This window comes from Bradyrhizobium sp. WSM4873 (genome assembly GCF_055811355.1).
This window is the reverse complement of the sequence record NZ_JBVVPS010000025.1, coordinates 61,678-81,186: the sequence shown is the minus strand read 5'-3', so window position 1 is coordinate 81,186 and position 19,509 is coordinate 61,678. Positions and strand designations below refer to the sequence as shown.

Genomic DNA, 19,509 nt, shown 5'->3' with positions numbered 1-19,509 from the left:
TTGGGGTTGGCAGGGACCATGACTGACGAGTTGCCCAGAACAGACGCTGCTGCGGATGCGGTCGGAGAGACGCAGTTCGCGGCCGGCGAGCCGCTGCTGCGCATCGAGGGCGTCGCCAAGACGTTCGGGACCTTCCGGGCCGTCGACGGCGTGTCGCTCGACATCAAGGCCGGCGAGTTCTTTGCACTGCTCGGGCCCAGCGGCTGCGGCAAGACCACGCTTCTGCGCATGCTCGCCGGTTTCGAAGCGCCGGATCAAGGGCGCATCCTGCTCGGCGGCAAGGACATCGCGCAGGCGCTGCCGCATGAGCGGCCGATCAACATGATGTTCCAGAACTACGCGCTGTTTCCGCACCTGTCGGTGCGCGACAACATCGCCTTCGGCCTGAAGCGCGCCGGCATGGCGCGCGCAGACATCGCCATGCGTGTGGCGGAGATGGTCGCGCTGGTGAAGCTCGATGGGCTCGAGAAGCGTAAGCCCGACCAGCTCTCCGGGGGCCAGCGCCAACGCGTGGCGTTGGCGCGCGCACTGGCGCGACGGCCACAGTTGCTGCTGCTCGATGAGCCGCTCGCAGCGCTGGACAAGAAGCTGCGCGAAAACACCCAAGGCGAGCTGATGGAGCTGCAGCGCCGGCTCGGAATGACCTTCATCATCGTCACCCACGATCAGGAAGAGGCGATGACGATGGCGAGCCGGATCGGCGTGATGAGGGACGGCAAGCTGGCGCAGGTCGCGAGTCCCCGTGAACTCTACGAGGCGCCACGCTCGCGCTGGATCGCGGAGTTTGTCGGCGACATCAACCTGTTCGACGCCGAGTCCAAATTACGCGACGGTCATCGTCTGGTCATAGGCACGCGTGATGCGGGACCGCTGGTGGTGGCGGAGCCGCGCGGGCCGTTCGGTGAGGTCAGATTATCGGTTGCGATCCGCCCCGAGAAGATCAAGCTGTCGCGCCGTGGTCCGGTGAGGGAAGCCGGTCATGAAACGGCGATCAACCAGCTGGACGGCGTGATCGCCGACATCTGCTATCTCGGCGGAACCACCACTTACAAGGTGAAGCTCGATGCCGGAGGGATGCTGCAGGCCTCGGTCACCAACAGCGCGCGCCTTGACGTCGACGCCTACAGCCTGAACCAGCCGGTCGTCGCCTGGTTCACGCCTGACGACTGCATGGTGCTGCCCTCATGAGCGCGCGCCGCATTTTTGCGCGACCGGCTCGCCTTGCCGCGATCGCGCCCTATGTCTGGATGGTGCTTTTCTTCCTGGTGCCGTTCGGCTTCGTGCTGAAGATCAGCCTGTCGCAGACGGCGATCGCGCAGCCGCCTTACGAGCCGGTGTTCGATCTGATGGCGGGATGGGGGGCGCTGAAGGCCGCCTTTGCCGCGTTGTCGATCGACAATTTCAGGCTGCTCGTCTCCGACGACATCTACGTGTTCGCCTATGTGCGTAGCCTCACCGTCGCGGTCACCGCGACGGCGCTGTTGCTCCTGATCGGTTATCCCATCGCCTACGGCATGGCCCGGCTGCCGGCGCGCTGGCAAGCCGTGGCGATGGTACTCGTGATCGTGCCGTTCTGGACCTCGTTCCTGATCCGCATCTATGCCTGGATCAACATCCTCCAGCATGACGGCCTGCTCAACCAGATCCTGCTGGCGCTGCATCTGGTCAGCCAACCCGTGGTATGGCTCTCCACCGACAGCGCGATGTATATCGGCATCGTCTATTCCTACCTGCCGTTCATGATCCTGCCGCTCTACGCCACGCTGGCCAAAATGGAGCCGGTGCTGGAGGAGGCCGCCTCCGATCTCGGCGCGCCGCGCTGGCAGGTGTTCTGGCTCGTCACCTTCCCGCTGTCGCTGCCCGGCGTCGGCGCCGGCGTGCTGCTGTGCTTCATCCCGATCGTCGGCGAGTTCGTCATTCCGGATCTGTTGGCCGGCTCCAATTCCCTGATGATCGGCCAGACCCTGTGGCTCGAATTCTTCACCAACAAGGACTGGCCGGTCGCCTCGGCCGCGGCCATCGTGCTGTTGGTGGTGCTGCTGGTCCCGCTGCTGCTGTATGAGCGGCTGCAGAAGCGGCAGCTGGAACAGGGGCGGTGAGGCGATGCGCAAGGTCTCCCGCCTTTCACGCTTCAACGTCGCCTCGCTCGCGCTGGGCCTGGCCTTCCTCTACCTGCCGATCCTGATCCTCGTGATCTATTCCTTCAACGCCTCGCGGCTGGTGACGGTGTGGGGCGGCTGGTCGCTGCGCTGGTATCACGAGTTCTTCAATGACCGTGCCATGATCGAGGCGGCCTGGATGAGCCTGCGCGTCGCGGCCTCCTCGGCGACCATTGCGACCCTGCTCGGCACGCTCGCCGCATTGGCGCTGTCGCGCGGCGAGCGGTTTCGCGGCCGCACCCTGTTCTCCGGCATGCTCTACGCTCCGCTGGTGATGCCGGAGGTGATTACCGGATTGTCGCTGCTGCTCTTGTTCGTGGCGCTGAACGCCGAGCGGGGCTTCTGGACGGTGACGATCGCGCACACCACGCTGACGATGTGCTTCGTCGCCGTCGTCGTCCAGTCCCGCCTCGGCTCGCTCGACCGCAGCTTGGAAGAGGCCGCGATGGACCTCGGCTGCGACCCGGTGCGCGCGTTCGTGGCCGTGACGCTGCCGCTGATCGCGCCCGCGATCGTCGCCGGCTGGATGCTCGCCTTCACGCTGTCGCTGGACGATCTCGTGATCGCGAGCTTCACCACCGGCCCGGGTTCGGCGACGCTGCCGATCCGGATCTATTCGGAGGTGCGGCTGGGGGTGAAGCCCGAGATCAACGCGATCTGCACGCTGGTGATCGCCTTGATCGCGGTCGTCATCGTGATCGCCTCGCTCGCCTCGAAACTGTCGAGTTCGCAGGGCGAGAGCGCTGCGCCGCTTTGAGAGGGGAGGCGATGATGACGTTCGCCTATCAGGTCCTGGTGCATACCCCGGTATGGGTCTTCGCACTGCTTGCCTATCTCATCTGGCAAGGTGTGCAGGCAATGCAGCCGCGCACGACGCCGATCTGGCGTGCGCTGATCGTGCCAGTGGTGTTCATCGTCTGGGGGATGTCTCGGATCGGCTTCGGGCATCAGGACAGCGCATGGCCGCTGGCCGCATGGTTCGTGGCCGCACTCGCGCTGCTGCCACTAGGTGTATTGACGCCGCGCCCTTTCGACGTGGATCACGCGACCGGGCAGATCATCCGTCCGGGCAGTCCAATTGGTCTGGTCCGCAACCTGATTGTCTTCGCCTCGCAATATGCGGTCGGCGTGATCTCGGCGATCGATGCGGGGGATCGTGCGCTGGCCATCATCGTCGGCCGCGCTATCTCAGGCGCCACCGCCGGCTATTTCATCGGTTCGACGATCGCGCTGCTGATCGCGTATCGCCGCAAGAGCGCGGTGAGATAATCAGTGTGATCGGGATGCACGTTTCACAGCTTTGGCGCCAGTAGAACGCGATCGTGTCCCGGAGGCCGCGGCGGGCTCTGCGTACCGCGCGCGTACCGCCCCGTGGACGGCGGATCCAAGCTGCCGCAGCGCGAGGCTGTCGAGCGGAAATTCGAGCAGGATATGGATCAGGCTCAGTGCCAGCAGGAAGGTGAAGCCGAAGGCATAATCGTAGAAGTACAGCGCGGTCGAGACGGCGCTGGCGCCGGCCATCGCCGCCAGGCGCGCCTTTGGCACAGCGGTCCAGCGGATCACGTCGGCTTTGATGAACCAGTTGAGATAATGATAGGTGTAGACGAACGCGAGCAGGCTGGTCAGCCTGGTGTCGAGGACGAGACCTGGCACGCCGAACAGCCGGCCGAGGGCCGGGCCGACATTGCCGAAGTAGTCCTGTCCGACGCGGGCAAAGCTTGCGATCCGGACTTCGGCGGTCGGCGGCAGCAGCAGAATCGTGGCGAGCGCGACAAGGTAGACGGCCACCAGCGCGGCCTGCACGCGGCTACCGGACCGGTAGGCACCGAGCACCATGAAGATCAGCGTGAACAGGCAGACGTGGATCAGGGTCGGAATCAGGATGCCGATGACCGCGAGTGACGACCCGCTCGAATACATGATCGCGGACAGCGCGATGGCCGCCATGAACAGCAGCATGCTTTCGATCGCCGAGGTGGTGGCCGCCAGCATGGCACACACGACCAGCGCGCCCCACATTGCGAAGCCGAACCAGGATGCGTTGTCGATCAGGGCCGCGACCACGGCGACAATCGCCAGGACAGCGGCAATTCCGCGGTGAGGCAGATAGTAGCTGCGATCGTGCAGCCATGAGATCTCGGTGAAATAGTGCGCTGGACCGAGCACGACATAAGCCAGCAGCAACAGCTCGAACGGCACCAGATAGGACGCGGCGAGCGCCCCGAGCATCAGGCCGAGATGGAGTGCATCGTTGCCGCGCATGAGCGCCCCGCTGGCTTTGCGGGCTGCAAGTTAGAGCAGGCGCGGACAACTTTCAATTGTCCGCTGGCCTGCTCAAGCGCCGTGCTTGCGGCGTCCCGATCCGTCCTGCTGCGTCAGGACTTCACCGCACCTGCCGTGAGCCCGCCCACCATGTAGCGCTTGAAGGCGTAATAGACCGCGGCCGGCGGCAGCGCGTAGATGAAGCCGGTGGTCATCAACAGCTCCCACGGCGAGTCGTCGGCGGCCAGGAAGTTGCCGAGCGCGACCGGTAGCGTGATGTCGGTGTCCTTGGACAAGAGCAGGAACGCGTAGAGATATTCGTTCCAGGCCAGCAGCACGGCATAGGTACCGATCGCGACCAGCGAGGGCATCATCAGCGGCACATAGACCAGGCGGAACAGCTGCAGCGTGGTCGCGCCGTCCATCACGGCGGCCTCGTCGAGCTCGACCGGCAGCTTGTCGGACGCCTGCTTCAGCACCCAGATCGCGTAAGGCGAGGCGATCGTCACCATGGCCAGGATCAGCGACCAGTGATTGTTGAGCAGGCCGTAATTGCCCATGGTGCGGTACATCGGCACGGCGAGGAACGCCGCCGGGATGAAGTAGGTGAACAGCGCGAGATTCATCACCCAGCGGCCGCCCGGCACCTTAAGCCGCGAGATCGAGAATGCGGCGGCGGTCGCGATGAACAAGGTCAGCGCGCCGGCGGCCAGTGCGATCACAGTCGAGTTCCAGAACTGGATCCAGAAGTCGCGCAGGAAATAGTGCTCCTGGTAGAACACGATGTGGAAGTTGTGCAGCGTTGGATGATCCGGCCACAGCTTGCCCGAGAACGCGTCCTCCTTCGGCGAGATCGCGAAGAGGAACATGTGGTAGATCGGAATCATGGTCCAGATGAAGACCGGGATGCCGATCAGCAGGAGCTTGGCTTCGGTACCAACTTCGCGGAGGGTGGGAAGCTTCATCGCGACAACCGTTTCATCATGAAGTACATCAGCGGCAGCACGAACGGTATCGCGCAGACGATGGAGGCCATCGCGAGCGAGAGCTGGTCGAGCCGGAGATAGCGGATGCCGAGCGTCGACAGCACATGCGTGAGGTCGGCCGGCCCGCCGCCGGTAAGCAGATAGACGCTGTTGAAGTCGCCGAGCGTCCAGATCATCGAGAGCAGCGTGCAGGTGACGTAGAGCATCTGCATCGACGGCCAGGTGATGAAGCGGAATTTCTGCCACGGACTGGCGCCGTCGACCTCGGACGCCTCGTACAGGTCCTGCGCGATCGCGAGCCGCCCGGTCAGCAGGATCAGCGTCCAGAACGGCAGCGACTTCCAGATATGCACGGCGATCGCCATGGTCAGCGCGACCGTCGGATCGTTCAGCCAGTTCGGGCCGTCATCGCCGGTGAGGGAGAAGATGAAATGGTTGACCATGCCCCATTCGGGATTGAGCATGAAGCGGACCGACAGGATGGTCGGGATCGACGGCACCGCCCAGGGCAGGATGAAGATCACCGACAGCCATTTGATCCAGGGGCGCTGCTGGGCGAAGAAGCCGGACAGGAACAGCGCGATCAGCATCTTCACGTTGATGCCGATGACCAGGAAGATCAGCGTGTTGACCGCGGCGCGCGCGAAGATCGGGTCGTTGTACAGCGCGACATAGTTCGCCGGATCGCGCGCCAGCCACAGGCCGTAGCCGACGGGATAGAGGACGAAGGCCAGGAAGACGAGTAGATAGGGCACAAGCAGCAAGATGCCCCAGACCTGCTGCGTGGTCAGGCGCGCCGACAGGGGAGGGGCCGGAATTGTGTCTGAGCCGGAAAGTGTGATCGCCATATCGCATACCCACCGAAAGCAACCGGTCGCGGAGAGCCGCGACCGGTATTAGCATATACCTTATTGCAGTCCGGGATCAGCCCGCGACCGCCTTGATGCGGGCGATCAGCTCGTCGACCGCCTTGTCCACCGGCACCTTCTCGCTGACCACGCGGTTCATCGCCTTGGCCCAGACGTTCTCGTTGTTCAGGATGGTGAACTTCCAGTTCTTGGTGAAGTCGAACGGGGCGGTGCCGCCCTTGAACTGCGCGTAGACCGCCTTGCGATGCCGGTCGGCCTGCCAGAACGGGCTCTCTTGGCTTTCCTTCGTCACCGGGAACCAGCGGCCGAGCGCACCCTCGATATAGGGGCGGACGTTCTCTTCCTGGAGCAGGAAGGCGATGAACTGCTTGGCCTCGGCCTTGTTCTTGGCCACGGAGAAGACCAGCCCGGTCTTGACGTCCGAGCGGTAGCGGATCGTCGAACCGTCCGGAGCCTTCGGGAAGGACGCGGTGATAATGTCCTCGCCATAGGCCTTCTTGCCGGCGTCGCGCTGCTCCTGCGTCAGAGACTGATTCTGGGAATCCTCGAACCACTTCGCCGCGATCGAGATCGTGAAGTTGTGGGTCATCACGATGGTCTTGTTGTGGAAGGCGACGTTGTTGTCCGGATCCTTCCAGGTCGTGGAGGACGGCGGCGTGCAGCCCTTGATATAGGTGTCGGTGTAGTCCTTCAGCGCGCTGATCAGGTTCTCGCGCACCTTGGGATCGTCGACCGTGAGCTTGCCGTCGTCGTCGACCAGTTTGACGTGGTAGGCGTCCATGAAGGTGTAGAACGACTGGAAGGCGTCGGTGGATTCGACGCCCATCGGCTGGCCGACGCCATAGATGCGCTGGCCCGTGGCCTTGCGGATTCCCGGCTGCACCTTGTCGCACCAGAACGTCCAGTAGCCCGCCCAGTCCGTCGGGATGTCGGCGAGCTTGAAGCCGGCCTTCTCCAACATGTCGTTCCAGATCTCGACATGCATGCTCTGCTGCTTCAGCGGGAAGCCATAATAGGCCTTCTTCTTGGTGACGTCGTTGTAGAGGATCGACGCATCCAGCGTGTTCTGCACGAACCGATCCTTGATCGGCTCCATGATCTCGGAGAGGTCCTCGAGCTTGCCTTCGTAGGCCCACTTGCCCTGCACCTGCACGTCGTAGGTGTCGGAATAGGCAACATCGGGCACGGTGCCTGAATCGAGTGCGGCCACCGTCTTCGGAATCATGTCCTGGATCGCGTACTGCGACAATTCGACCTTGATGCCGGTCTTGGCTTCGAACTTCTTGATCGTGTCGAGCAGCGCGTCGTCTTCGGAGCGGTAGAAGCCCTTGCCCCACCAGACCGTAATCGTCTTCTGCTGCGCAAATGCGGGTGCAGCGGCTGCAAACAGCCCGGCCGCAGCGACCGCCAGTGATACTGCGCCAATAACCTTGGATTTCACGTTTTTCTCCCTCAAACGGCCGGTGTTTTTAACCGGTCGTATAAAACACTAGCGCATGGCGGTAGTCCGATCTAGCGGCTTGTTGTCAGACATAGGTCGTGGGGGTGTCGGGCGAGAGGAGATGCTTAATGGGCGCATCGATCCAATCGCCGCATCGATGCGCCCTGATCAATTCGCGCCGATCGGCTGGTGCCGCATGATCGCCGTCCTTAATTGGACTTCGCGCCTTCCTTGGCGTTCTCCGCCGTCGGCGCTTCGGCCGGTGCGGGACGTTTTCCGGTGCCGGTGATGCGCTCGATGGCGGAGCGCACCGCGTCGCCCGGCTTGCGGTCTTTCAGCATGTCGAGCAGGGGCGCAGAGGCCGGCGAGCGGCGGATCAGGCTTTCCGGATCGGGAAAGACGAGGGGGTCGTCCCAGGGGCCCTGCACTACGAAGGGCAATTCGAACCCCGACGCACTGTTGAGGCTGGCCACGCCCTTCATGTCGTATTCGCGCGCCGGCACCGAGGCGGTGCCGGTCATCGTGATCTTCGCCGCAGGTCCCTCGACGCGGATGTCCTCGGCGGTGGCCACGCCATCGGAGAACTTCACCGCGATGGTGAGATTGTCGTAAGGGGTGGAGCCGTTGCGGAAATTGCCGCCGCCGGACAGCGGCCGCCGCTCAAGCCGCTTCAGGAGCTGCTCGGCATTGAAGCCCGCGATCGCGCCGTCATGCCCGGTCACGGTGGCGCTGCCGTCGAGCGACTGCACGAGGCCGAACGGGCTCGAGCCGGACGCGAGGAGCGAAACGTTGATGTTGCCGCGCCCGGACAGCTTGTTGATACCGAACAGCTCGGAGGCGCAGGCCTGAAGATCGACGTCGGTGAACTGGAATTGCGCCTTGATGTCGGCGACGGTGTCGGAGCGCGCGATGCCGAACGAGCCCTTGGCGATGCCGCCATAGACCTGGGCCTCGCCGACCGAGAGCGCCAGCGTGCCGTTGCGTAGATTCGCGCCGATCGCGGTGCGGCCGAGTTTGGACGCCCCGACCGTCAGCTTGGCGGCCGACAGGCGCATGTCGAGGTCGGTGGTCGACAGGGCGTTGAGATCGAACAGCTGCCTGTTCCAGTCGCGCGCGCCGCTCGCGAGCAGGCGGAAGGTCGAGATATAGGGTGTGAAGTCGAGCGCGTCGGCTGCGAGCGTCGCCTGCAGCGTCTGCCGGCCGTTATTCGCGTAGGTCATCACGCCCTCGGCGGTGTTGCCGTCGAGCTCGACATTGACGTTGGTGAGCGCGATCGAGGCGCCGACGACATTGGCCCGCGCCTTCAGCGCGAAGCGGCCGAAGCCGCCGCTGGCGGGCTGCGGCTGGCCGGTCCAGCGCAGCGCGTTGCGCAAGGATGGGCTGTCGATGGTGAGCGTGCCCTCCATCATCGGGCTGGTGCGGTTGGCGACGCTGCCGTCGAAGGCGAGCTTGAGCGGTGCGCTCGCGATCCGTGCCTTCAACCCCGAGCGCTCGCCGGAGAGGGCGGCGACGAAATCGGAAAAGCTGATCGAGCCGTCAACCCGTTCGCCGCGCCAGTCGAATTGTCCGGTCGCGGCGAAGGAGCGCGAGATCGAAGGCCAGGCCAGCGACAGGTCGATGTCCTCGAACTTCTCGGTGCCGTGCGTGGCGGCGTCCTCGTAGTTGAGCACGCCGTCCTGGATCCGGATCTCGGAGAACGACACTTGATTCTCGGCGCCGGGCTTCATGGTGCGCGCGATGGTCTGGATGAACGGCGTCCAGTTGCTTTCGCCGTCCGGCTTCAGGCTGACATGGATGCGCGGCCGCAGCAGCATCAGGTCGGCGATCTCGAACCGTTGCAGCAACAGCGGCAGCAGCCGCAGGTTCGCGGTAAGCACGTCGACATGGAGCGCGGGGTCGCTGGTCCCGCCGCCCTTCAGACCGACGTCATGGAAGGAGATGTAGCTTGCCGGCAGCACGGAAATATCGATCGCGCCTGCGACATTGACCTCGAGCCCCGTGACGTCGCGGATCTGCGTTTCCACCGCCTTGCGCAGCGCGTCGCGGTTGATCAGCCATGAGGTCGCGATCAGGGCGATGAGCGCCACGCCGAGCAGCGCCGCGATCGGCGTCCCGAGGCGCTTCATTCCTTGGGCCATGGTCAATGGCATGTCCTGATCGAGTTGTCGCTGGAGCCAGAAGGCGGGCCGGGAAACCTGCGCGCCCCACGCCCAAGACCTATTGTGTTAAGTGCCGCAACTTGATGGGTTTTCTTGTCGCTTTCAAGGCCGCGGGAACGGTTGCGCCCATGGCTTGGGCAGCTTCTATCACCCAGGGGCGGAGCGGAGAACCCCGTATCATTGACGGCTTCGGACGATTTCGCCTAATAATCGCCGCCACTAAGGCGCGACGCCTGCAAGCCGAAGGTTCACTCGAAGGTAATTTGCATGAACAAGGTCTATCCCGACGCCAAGTCGGCTCTCGAGGGCGTTCTGAAAGACGGCATGATGATCATGTCGGGCGGCTTCGGCCTCTGCGGCATCGCCGAGACGCTGTCGGACGCGATCCGCGACTCCGGCGTCAAGGACCTGACGGTGGTCTCGAACAATGCCGGCGTCGACGGCATTGGCCTCAGCCGCCTGCTCGAAACCCGCCAGATCAAGAAGATGATCTCGTCCTATGTCGGCGAGAACAAGCTGTTTGCCCAGCAATTCCTCGCCGGCGAGCTGGAACTCGAATTCAATCCGCAGGGCACGCTGGCCGAGCGCATTCGCGCAGGCGGCGCCGGCATTCCGGCCTTCTACACCAAGACCGGCGTCGGCACGCTGATCGCCGAAGGCAAGGAAGTGAAGGAATTCGACGGACAGAAATACCTGATGGAGCGCGGCCTGTTCGCCGACCTCGCCATCGTCCACGCCTGGAAGGGCGACACTGCAGGTAACCTCATCTACCGCAAGACCGCGCGCAACTTTAACCCGATGATGGCGACGGCCGCCAAGGTCACGGTGGCCGAGGTCGAGCATCTGGTTCCGGCCGGCGAACTCGATCCCGACCACATCCACACGCCCGGTCTTTTCGTCAAGCGCATCGTCGAGGTCGGAACGGCCAAGAAGCGCATCGAATTCCGCAACACCCGCCCGCGCACCGCCGCTTAAGCGTATCAGGAGATACACATGGCCTGGACCCGTGAACAGATGGCTGCGCGCGCCGCGAAGGAACTGCGTGACGGCTATTACGTCAATCTCGGCATCGGCATCCCGACGCTGGTCTCGAACTACATCCCGGACGGCATGGACGTCAGCCTTCAGAGCGAGAACGGCATGCTCGGCATGGGCCCGTTCCCCTACGAGGGTGAAGAGGACGCCGATCTCATCAACGCCGGCAAGCAGACCGTCAGCGAACTGCCGTCCACCTCGTACTTCTCGAGCGCGGATTCCTTCGGCATGATCCGTGGCGGCCACATGGATCTGTCGATCCTCGGCGCCATGCAGGTGGCCCAGAACGGCGATCTCGCCAACTGGATGATCCCCGGCAAGATGGTCAAGGGCATGGGCGGCGCGATGGATCTCGTCGCCGGCGTCAAGCGCGTGGTCGTTGTGATGGAGCATTCGGCCAAGGACGGTCCAAAGCTCCTGAAGCAGTGCAATCTGCCGCTGACCGGCGAGCGCGTGGTCGACATGGTCGTGACCGACCTGGCCGTCTTCACCATCGACAAGCACGGTAGCGGCGGCATGGCGCTGATCGAGCTCGCCGACGGCGTCTCGCTCGACGAGGTCAAGGCCAAGACCGAAGCCGAATTCCGCGTCGCACTGAAGAACACGTAAGGCGGTTGCAAATATCGCGAAATGGCCGGGGCTTCGCTCCGGCCATTTTCGTTTCAGCTTGGCGCCGCCGTGACCACATCTTCGGTGTCGTCCTGGCGAAGGCCAGGACCCATACCGCGAGGTCTATCGATCGCGGTCGGCGATAGTCCCATGGGCTGTCAACGCGAGTCTTCGCCAAACTTTGCTTGGTGGCTATGGGTCCAGGCTTTCGCCAGGACGACATTGTGGAGGCAGCGGGCACATTGCCACCTCAATCGCATCACGACTTAACCGACCATGCCCGACTCCACCGCGCCGACACGCTTGCGACCCACGACGGCTCCTCGCGCACCAGGCGGAAGCCGAGATTGGCGGGCGGCACGCCTTGCGCGCAGCCGCCGGCGCGGGCGTCGCGGATGAAATCCGTGACATAGGCGCGGTGCGCACCTTCGGCGATACGCACGCCGCAGTTCACGGTCGGTTTGCCGGTGTTGCCGGCCACGTCGGTGCGCGAGCGCACGAAGCAGGTCGAGGTCCACTCCCAGACGTTGCCGGCGAGATCTTGAATGCCGTGCTCGTTCACACCGAACTTGCCGAACGGATAGGCTGTCGTGTCGAAGAGGTCGCGTTCGGACTCACGCTCGTAGCGGCCGATCCAGCGCTTCGATGGATCTGCTGCGTCCACCGGAAGGCCGTCATCCCTGAATCTGGAACCGGCCGCAAAGGCCCATTCCGCGTCGCTTGGCAGGCGGTAGTTGTGACGGGTCTTGCGCGAGAGCCAACCCGCATAAGCCTCGGCATCATGCCAGCTCACCTGCACCGCGGGTCGATCGGAGGCGATTGCCACGCCGCGATCAAGCGCGCGGCAAGCTCCCTCCTGCACGCAAATCTGATAGTCGGATGACGAGACCTGATGCCGCATGATGTGCAGCGGCCTCTCGAAGCGCATCGCGCGCAGCGGCGCTTCCGCCTGCTGCCCGGCACGCGTGAAATCGCCGGCCTCGCGATAGGACAGGCTGCCTGGCGCGACCCTGACGATGGCAGGCTCCGCCGCCGTGTCGTGGGTCCCGATGTCCGACACCAGCGGCGCTACCGCGATCGGCCCCGCGAGCCCGGCGGCGCAGGCGAGCAGTAGTTTCAGCTTGAATGCGATCAGCATGGTCGTTCCCCAAGGAAAAGGGGCCGGTCATCACCGGCCCCTCGTCGCGTCTAGTTGGTATTGGGGGCGGGGATATCGGCAGGGGCCTTCACCTGCGTCATCAGATCGTCGTTCCATTTGCCTTCGACCTTGAAGTGCGCGGTGGCGCCGAGGTCGGCGGCCTCGATCAGATTGTGCGTGACATAGGCGTAAATGCCGGGCTGCATGAACTTGTACAGCGCAGCTCCCGCCGAGCCACCGCGGATGAACCAGGTCTCGAGCCCGGTCTCCGGCGCGTTGGAGAACTTGCCGGTCTCCCAGACATAGTCGCCATGGCCGCCGATCAGATGCGGACGGCTGTCGCGATTGGCCTGCGAATGCACGATCAGCACGTTCTCGCCGACATTGGCGGTGAGCGCATTCTTGCCGGTGAGCGCGCCGACCTTGCCGTTGAACACCACATGGGAGGGGATCAGCTTCTTCATCACCTCTTCGGTGTCGGTGAAGGCTTCGCCCGGCGATTCATAGGATTTGAAATTGCCCTTGTCGTCGCGCGGCACGTACATGTCCTGCTCGCCGACATAATAGACCTTGTCGTATTTCAGTGCGTGGCCCTTGCCATCGTTGAGGCCGTCACGCGGCAGCACCATCACGGCGCCGTTCATGCCGGAGACGACGTGCCAGGGGATCATCGGGCCGCCCGGTGCGCAATGGTAGACGAACACGCCGGTCTTGGTCGCCTTCCAGCGCAAGACGACCTGCTCGCCGGGATTGACCAGCGTGAGCGCGCCGCCGCCGAGTGCGCCGGTCGCGGAATGGAAGTCGATGTTATGCGGCATGGAGTTGGTTGCGGGATTGACCAGCGTCGTTTCGACGTAGTCGCCCTCGTGCACGACCATCATCGGACCCGGCATCGAGCCGTTGAAGGTCATCGCCTGGAAGGTGGTGCCCTTCTCGTCGATGACGACCTTCTTCTCCTCGATCGTGAGCGTGAACTCCACGATCTTGGGGCCCTGCTTGGTCGCTTGCTCATGCGCATGCACGAGCGGCGGAGCGACCAGCTCGACCTTCTGGCGCGGCAGTTTGAGATCGTCGGCAGCCAAGGCGGGTGTCGCCAGCATCAGGGCGGTGGCGGCGGCGCTGATCAATGCGGCTCGGCGGGTGAACATCGGAAGCATCCTTCATCTGAAATGGTCTTGATGACGGAATGCAGTGTGCGCCGATCCCGGCAACCGTGTTTGCGCTGCGACAAGCTTTTGCCGTATTCGCCTCCGGTAGAATCCTTGGGAGCTTGTCGTAGATCGCATCGGCGATACCAAAGACGCGATGGCGCCCGACGTCAGCCGCCTCGGCCGCAAATCGTTCGCATGTTCAATTGCGTTTATTGTGAATGGATTGTTGTCGACTAGAGCAACTGGATCGCAACCCAGACCGTGCCCCAAACCGCGAGCGACAGCGCGGCGAGAACGGCGGCCGTGATGACCATTACGCGTACCAGGTGGCTGGCGCCAACGGTGGGCGTCGTGGGGACGGGACGAAAATCGTCAAAGCGCGGGATATGGCCGCGAACACCGGTGAGCCACAGAACGAGATCGAGCGCGAACGACGCCATAACCTGTCTCCAGAGGGCAACAATTAAATATCACCATGGCGCCGATCCCGTGCTCGGACTTTGAGCGAGCGCAAGGTAGCGCACCCGAAAACGGGTAATTTCGTGCCATCCGGGATGCGCCGCCCCGCTGCGCAGCATTGATTGACGAATGGGTAGGATATGAGGGCCGATCTTGCGGCGAGCTACGGCGAGGAACGACTGCCGCGCTACACGAGCTACCCGACCGCACCTCATTTCTCGCCGGCGATCGGCGCGGCTGCCTACGCCCGGTGGCTGGCGGAGCTCCCGGCGGCGGCCAGCGCGTCGCTTTATTTGCACGTGCCGTTCTGCCGCGAGATGTGCTGGTATTGCGGCTGCCATACCCAGATCGTTCGTCGAGACGGTCTCATCGCGGCCTATCTGCGTACGCTGCGCAGCGAGATCGCGCAGGTGTCCGAGACGATCGGCCGGCGTATCAAGGTCGAGCACATCCATTTCGGCGGCGGTACGCCGACGATCATGGCGCCGGAGGCTTTTGCCGAGTTGATGGCGGCGATGCGGCAATCGTTCTTCGTGCTGCCGTCGGCCGAGATTGCGGTCGAGATCGATCCCCGCACGCTGACGGCCGACATGGTCGAGGCCATGCGGCTCTCCGGGGTCAATCGCGCGAGCCTGGGCGTGCAGAGCTTCGACCCGGTCGTGCAGCGCGCGATCAACCGGGTGCAGAGTTTTGAGCAGACGGCTTCCGTCGTCGACATGCTCCAGCGCGCCGGCGTCAACGGGATCAATTTCGATCTGATCTACGGACTGCCGCACCAGACCGTTGCCTCGTGCCTGGATACGGTACGACGTTCGCTCGAGCTTGGGCCCGACCGCTTCTCGGTATTCGGCTACGCGCATGTGCCTGCTTTCAAGAAGCACCAGCGCATGATCGACGAGGCCGTGCTGCCCGACGGCCTTGCGCGCCACAACCAGGCCTGCGCGATTGCCAATGCGTTGAAGGAGGCCGGTTACGTGCAGATCGGGCTCGATCATTTCGCGCGACCCGGCGATCCCATGGCTGTGGCCTTCGAGCAACGCACGCTGCGGCGCAATTTTCAGGGCTACACCACCGACAAGGGCGAAGTTCTGCTCGGCTTCGGCGCAAGCGCGATCGGACATCTGCCGCAGGGCTATGTCCAGAACGAGGTGCAGATCGACGCCTATGCGCAGAGCATCGGCGCTGGTCATTTGGCCACCGCGAAAGGCTATGGGCTCACCGACGACGACCGGCTGCGCGCCGACATCATCGAACGCATCATGTGCGAGTTCAGCGCCGATCTCGGCGACATCTGCGCGCGTCATGGCGCAGAGGCCGGGGCAATGCTGAAATCTGCGTCGCGTCTGAAGCCGCTGATTTCCGACGGCGTCGTGAGACTGGACGGCGACCGCCTCGCAGTCGCCAAGGACTCGCGCTTCCTGGTCCGCAGCGTCGCGGCCGCATTCGACGCGCATCTGGATCCGGCGAAGCAGCTGCACAGCCGGGCGGTGTAGTCTCTCTTTCCGTCATTCCGGGGCGCGCCCCTTGGCGCGAGCCCGGAATCCATTTCACCTCTTGGTCTGCTGCCCGATGGCGCGCCCCGGAATGACGGCGGAGGACCTGGCGGTAGCTTGCGCTCCAACAAAGAAACCGCCGCCCGCTCCTCTAACGTGGTTTCGGAACGGAGTTGTTGTCCATGCCTTTTGGATCCGACGATCTGGTCGATGACATCATGCGCACGGCGCCGCACACGATCCGCGTGTTTCTCGCCTTCAGGATGGCTTGCGTGGGCTGTCCGATCGCAACCTTCCACACGGTCGATGACGCCTGCCGCGAGCATGGCATCGATCGCGACAAATTCCTCGCCGCGCTGTGCGACCGCGTGCCGGCGTGAACCGGTCTGGAATTCGCGCGGGCCGCGCGCGGATTCCCGGGTGAGGGGCGCTTTCGCCGTAAGCGGAAGCGACCCTCACCACTAGCCCTATGCCGCGCCGCTGTCGGGGCTCCGCTCCGCCAGCACGACGATCCCATGGGGATCGCGCAGGATGATGCGCTGACGGCCGCTTTCGACCAGCCCCTGCTGTTCCCAGCCGCTCAGGATGCGGCTCACGGTATGCAGCGTGGTGCCGGTCATCTGTGCGATGTCCTGGCGGCTGATCGGGAAATCGATCTCGATGCCATGGTCGAGCTTCTTGCCGGATTGTTTGGCGAGGCGCAGCAGCGCATGAGCGACGCGCTGCTCGACCTGCTGGGTCGACATTTCCAGGATCCGGGTGTGGCTCTCCTGGAGCCGTCTGCCGACGGTCTGGAGCGTGTTGGCGGCAAGCGAGGGAAATCGCTCGACCAGCCGCGGCCAGGCCGAGGTCGGCCAGATCAGGGCGACGCTGTCGTCGACCGCGATCGCCGTGGCCGGATAGCGCGCGGCGCCGATCGCCATCGCGAGACCGAACGTCTCGCCCGGCGCGACGTAGCGCACCACGATCTGCTCGCCGGTCGGTGTGGTCTTGGCCGCGCGCACATGGCCGTGCAGCAGCAGGAAGAAGGATTGCGCGTCCGCGCCCTGCTCGAAAATGGCGCTGTTCTTGGGATAGCGCACCGAGCGGGCCTCGCGCAGGATCTCCTCGAGGTCCTCCGGTTTGACGCCTCCAAACAGCGGCAAATGCGCAACCAGCGATGTGTCGACCTTGGCCATTCTGCCTCCTTGGCGCTGGAAGTGTGATGACACCCGCAATCGTCAGGGTGTTTGCGCTAGCTCAAAAACGAGCCGGCCGGACGGCAGTATTTTTCCAGACGACGATTTGAATCGACTGGAGTTGACCCATGGCTGGCGCCCGATCCCGCAACTTTGAGGGCTGGCCGCTGTTTGCGAACAGCTTTCGGCCCTTTTTCCTGCTCGCCGCCATCCAGGCAGGGCTTTCGATCCTGGCCTGGCTGCCGATGTTCTACGGCGAATTGTCGGTGACGTCCGCTTTCGCGCCGCGCGACTGGCACGTCCACGAGATGCTCTACGGCTTCCTGCCGGCGGTGATCACGGGATTCCTGTTCACGGCGATCCCGAACTGGACCGGGCGGCTGCCGATCCAGGGGACGTCTCTGGGCGCGCTGCTTGCGGTCTGGATCGCCGGCCGGGTCGCGGTGACGCTGTCTGCCGACATCGGCTGGGCGTTCGCGCTTGCCGTCGATGCCGCCTTCCTGACGCTGGTCGTCGCTGCTGCAACGCGCGAGATCATCGCCGGCGGCAACTGGCGCAACCTGCCCGTCGTAGTGCTGGTGCTGGTGCTGCTCGCCGGCAATGTCGCCTTCCATCTCGAAGCGCATTATGCGGGTGGGGCCGATGTCAGCATCCGCGTCGGCATCGGCGTGGTCGTTGTGATGATCTCGCTGATCGGCGGCCGCATCATCCCGAGCTTCACCCGCAACTGGCTGGTCAAGTTCAACCCTGGCCGCCTTCCGGTGCCGTTCGGGCGTTTTGACGGTGTGGTGATCGGGTGCAGCGCGCTAGCGCTCGTCTCGTGGATCGTCGCACCGTTGAGCACCCTCACCGGCGCGGTGATGGCGCTCGTCGGCGGCCTACACCTGGTGCGGCTTGCGCGCTGGGCCGGTGACCGCACCTTCCGCGAGCGGCTGCTCTTGATTCTCCATGTCGGCTATGTGTTCGTGCCGTTCGGCTTCCTCCTGCATGCTTTTGCCGTCTTCGGCGCATTGCCGCCGAGCGCGGGCATCCACGCCTGGATGGCGGGTGCGGCCGGAACCATGACGCTCGCGGTGATGACCCGTGCGAGTCTCGGCCATACCGGACAGGCGCTGACGGCTTCGCCGGCGACACAAGCCATTTACGGTGCGATCATCGTGGCGGCGCTGGCGCGGGTCGCGGCGGTGGTTTGGCCTGCGCAAAGCGACGCGTTGCTGCATATTGCGGCCTGCGGCTGGATCGTTGCGTTCCTCGGCTTTGCCCTCGCGTTCGGGCCGCTGCTCGCCGGCAGCCGTCGCCGCCCCCTCGCCATCATGGGCGTGCCCGTCCCGGCACGCTGAATTCAAGCCGCGGTCGCCACGGTCGGTGATTCCAATGGCCGGATGCCTTTGCGCCATCCGGTGATGGTGCAGCCGAAATGGCTGCGGAACCAGCGGGCCATGGCGCTCTGCGCGGAGAAGCCGAGCTGCACGGCGATGTCGGCCAGCGGCCGGCCGGGATCATCGATCAGCTGGACCACGAGATCGGCGCGCTGGGCGTCGAGAATCGCCGAGAAGCTGGTGCCGGCTTCGGCGAGGTGGCGGTGGATGGTGCGGCGGGTGCAGGCGAGATGCTCGGCGACGCGCTCGACCGTGCAGTCGCCGCCGGCGAGCAGGAGACGCACGACCTCATCGACCTTCTCCTCCCAGCTTGCCGGCCGCGTCTCGATCGCCTCGATCCGCTTGCGCAGATAGCTCGCGATCAGCGGATGCGCGCTCGGGATCCGGCGCTCCATATCGTGTGCCGACAACAGGATCGAATCGTCCTCCGCGTTGAAGGTCACACGGCAGCCGTAGAACTCGCGGTAGCGCTTGCGGTCGTGCGGCGGAGGATAATGCAGGTGCACTTCCTGCGGCCGCCAATCGCTGCCGAACAGCGACTGGATGATGCGGTGGACGCTGCCGAGCGCCATGTCGATCGACTGGCGCGGGGCGGTCGGCTGCCGGCCGCGCAGGTGCAGCGTGACAGTCACTGTCTGCTTGTCGCGGGTGACGTCCAGCTTCATGCCGTCGTGATGGATCGGGATGAAGCGCGAGAAGGCTTCAATCGCTTCACCAACGGTCGCCTGTTCGCGCACGATCAGGCCGACCGCGCCGAAATTGGTCAGCCCGCCGCGCTCGGCAAGCCGCAAGCCGAAATCCTCGGCTCCGGACGCCTCCGCCGACAATTCGAGCAGACGTCGCAGGCCAGTGACGGCAATGGGCGTATCGGGCTTGTCGAGGCAGGCCAGCGGCAGCCTCACCTTGCGCATCATCTGTCTGGGGTCGAGCCCGACCGACCGGGCGACCTCCGGGTAATAGCTCAAGCCCGCGCTGCGAATGAGGTCGGTCATGCGAACCGGTCCTGCCAGCCATTCCCGCAGATGTCCCGAAATGTAAAGTTTATGTCCCGATCCGTCAAATCCGGGAACCGCGTGGAACATACATAAGTGAAACCGAAGCACGGGCGTGAATGCCGTGCATATGACGGCGCGGCGCGACGAGGCCCCGCTGCCGTCTCGGACCATTTGACCAAAGACATTGCTGGATCGG

Annotated in this window: 19 protein-coding genes; 9 read left to right on the top strand and 10 right to left on the bottom strand. The window is 64.3% G+C overall.

Annotation, left to right across the window (positions count from 1 at the left end; all coding sequences use genetic code 11):
• The first annotated feature begins 18 nt into the window (after positions 1-18).
• The 4 genes from AC0L21_RS27680 to AC0L21_RS27665 are packed head-to-tail and all read left to right on the top strand — an operon-like array spanning position 19 to position 3,428.
• Complete coding sequence (locus AC0L21_RS27680) at positions 19-1,188, top strand: ABC transporter ATP-binding protein (RefSeq protein ID WP_473264865.1); 1,170 nt, start codon at positions 19-21, stop codon at positions 1,186-1,188.
• Complete coding sequence (locus AC0L21_RS27675; protein WP_063994799.1) at positions 1,185-2,099, top strand: ABC transporter permease; 915 nt, start codon at positions 1,185-1,187, stop codon at positions 2,097-2,099. Before AC0L21_RS27680 ends, AC0L21_RS27675 begins: the two co-directional genes overlap by 4 nt.
• A 4-nt stretch (positions 2,100-2,103) precedes the next feature.
• Positions 2,104-2,916, top strand: a complete 813-nt coding sequence (locus AC0L21_RS27670) for an ABC transporter permease subunit (protein ID WP_473264864.1) — start codon at positions 2,104-2,106, stop codon at positions 2,914-2,916.
• 14 nt (positions 2,917-2,930) lie between these two features.
• A complete protein-coding gene (locus AC0L21_RS27665; protein ID WP_473264863.1) occupies positions 2,931-3,428 on the top strand; it encodes a DUF6622 family protein in 498 nt (165 codons plus the stop codon).
• On the opposite strand, the gene AC0L21_RS27660 is transcribed toward AC0L21_RS27665, so the two are convergent.
• From AC0L21_RS27660 to AC0L21_RS27640, 5 genes are all read right to left on the bottom strand, one after another.
• The gene (locus tag AC0L21_RS27660) at positions 3,429-4,421 is read right to left on the bottom strand and encodes a hypothetical protein (RefSeq protein ID WP_473264862.1); all 993 of its coding nucleotides are present in this window, start codon (positions 4,419-4,421) and stop codon (positions 3,429-3,431) included.
• Between the two features lie 113 nt (positions 4,422-4,534).
• The gene (locus AC0L21_RS27655) at positions 4,535-5,386 is read right to left on the bottom strand and encodes a carbohydrate ABC transporter permease (protein ID WP_106942006.1); all 852 of its coding nucleotides are present in this window, start codon (positions 5,384-5,386) and stop codon (positions 4,535-4,537) included.
• Positions 5,383-6,255, bottom strand: coding sequence for a carbohydrate ABC transporter permease (locus AC0L21_RS27650; protein WP_473264861.1), 873 nt, complete (start codon positions 6,253-6,255; stop codon positions 5,383-5,385). The genes AC0L21_RS27655 and AC0L21_RS27650 overlap by 4 nt, the downstream gene beginning before the upstream one ends.
• 76 nt (positions 6,256-6,331) lie before the next feature.
• The gene (locus tag AC0L21_RS27645) at positions 6,332-7,717 is read right to left on the bottom strand and encodes an ABC transporter substrate-binding protein (RefSeq protein ID WP_473264860.1); all 1,386 of its coding nucleotides are present in this window, start codon (positions 7,715-7,717) and stop codon (positions 6,332-6,334) included.
• A 209-nt stretch (positions 7,718-7,926) separates the two neighbouring features.
• A complete protein-coding gene (locus tag AC0L21_RS27640; protein ID WP_473264889.1) occupies positions 7,927-9,855 on the bottom strand; it encodes an AsmA family protein in 1,929 nt (642 codons plus the stop codon).
• 288 nt (positions 9,856-10,143) lie between these two features.
• Between AC0L21_RS27640 and AC0L21_RS27635 the strand changes: the two genes are divergently transcribed.
• Positions 10,144-10,851, top strand: a complete 708-nt coding sequence (locus AC0L21_RS27635) for a CoA transferase subunit A (RefSeq protein ID WP_007596238.1) — start codon at positions 10,144-10,146, stop codon at positions 10,849-10,851.
• Positions 10,852-10,869: 18 nt separating this feature from the next.
• Positions 10,870-11,520 carry a CoA transferase subunit B gene (locus AC0L21_RS27630; RefSeq protein WP_007596236.1) on the top strand — a complete coding sequence of 217 codons (651 nt, stop codon included), beginning with the start codon at positions 10,870-10,872 and terminating at the stop codon, positions 11,518-11,520.
• A gap of 259 nt (positions 11,521-11,779) precedes the next feature.
• On the opposite strand, the gene AC0L21_RS27625 is transcribed toward AC0L21_RS27630, so the two are convergent.
• The 3 genes from AC0L21_RS27625 to AC0L21_RS27615 form a co-directional block, all read right to left on the bottom strand.
• Positions 11,780-12,658, bottom strand: coding sequence for an SUMF1/EgtB/PvdO family nonheme iron enzyme (locus AC0L21_RS27625; protein WP_473264859.1), 879 nt, complete (start codon positions 12,656-12,658; stop codon positions 11,780-11,782).
• 50 nt (positions 12,659-12,708) lie between these two features.
• Entirely contained in the window at positions 12,709-13,806 is a 1,098-nt protein-coding gene (gene nirK, locus AC0L21_RS27620) for a copper-containing nitrite reductase (RefSeq protein WP_473264858.1), read from the bottom strand.
• Positions 13,807-14,042: 236 nt separating this feature from the next.
• Positions 14,043-14,249: a hypothetical protein gene (locus AC0L21_RS27615; protein WP_473264857.1), complete on the bottom strand. Its 207-nt coding sequence runs from the start codon at positions 14,247-14,249 to the stop codon at positions 14,043-14,045.
• 159 nt (positions 14,250-14,408) lie between these two features.
• On the opposite strand from AC0L21_RS27615, the gene hemN reads away from it, so the two are divergent.
• Positions 14,409-15,761 carry an oxygen-independent coproporphyrinogen III oxidase gene (hemN, locus tag AC0L21_RS27610; protein WP_473264856.1) on the top strand — a complete coding sequence of 451 codons (1,353 nt, stop codon included), beginning with the start codon at positions 14,409-14,411 and terminating at the stop codon, positions 15,759-15,761.
• 182 nt (positions 15,762-15,943) lie between these two features.
• Complete coding sequence (locus AC0L21_RS27605) at positions 15,944-16,141, top strand: DUF1858 domain-containing protein (RefSeq protein WP_007596228.1); 198 nt, start codon at positions 15,944-15,946, stop codon at positions 16,139-16,141.
• An 87-nt stretch (positions 16,142-16,228) separates the two neighbouring features.
• Here AC0L21_RS27605 and AC0L21_RS27600 read toward each other — a convergent pair whose 3' ends face one another.
• Positions 16,229-16,939, bottom strand: coding sequence for a Crp/Fnr family transcriptional regulator (locus AC0L21_RS27600; RefSeq protein WP_473264855.1), 711 nt, complete (start codon positions 16,937-16,939; stop codon positions 16,229-16,231).
• A 128-nt stretch (positions 16,940-17,067) separates the two neighbouring features.
• Between AC0L21_RS27600 and AC0L21_RS27595 the strand changes: the two genes are divergently transcribed.
• Entirely contained in the window at positions 17,068-18,279 is a 1,212-nt protein-coding gene (locus AC0L21_RS27595) for an NnrS family protein (protein WP_473264854.1), read from the top strand.
• A gap of 2 nt (positions 18,280-18,281) precedes the next feature.
• On the opposite strand, the gene AC0L21_RS27590 is transcribed toward AC0L21_RS27595, so the two are convergent.
• Positions 18,282-19,310 (bottom strand): AraC family transcriptional regulator, encoded by a 1,029-nt coding sequence (locus AC0L21_RS27590; protein ID WP_473264853.1) that lies wholly within the window; start codon positions 19,308-19,310, stop codon positions 18,282-18,284.
• Between the last annotated feature and the right edge of the window lie 199 nt (positions 19,311-19,509).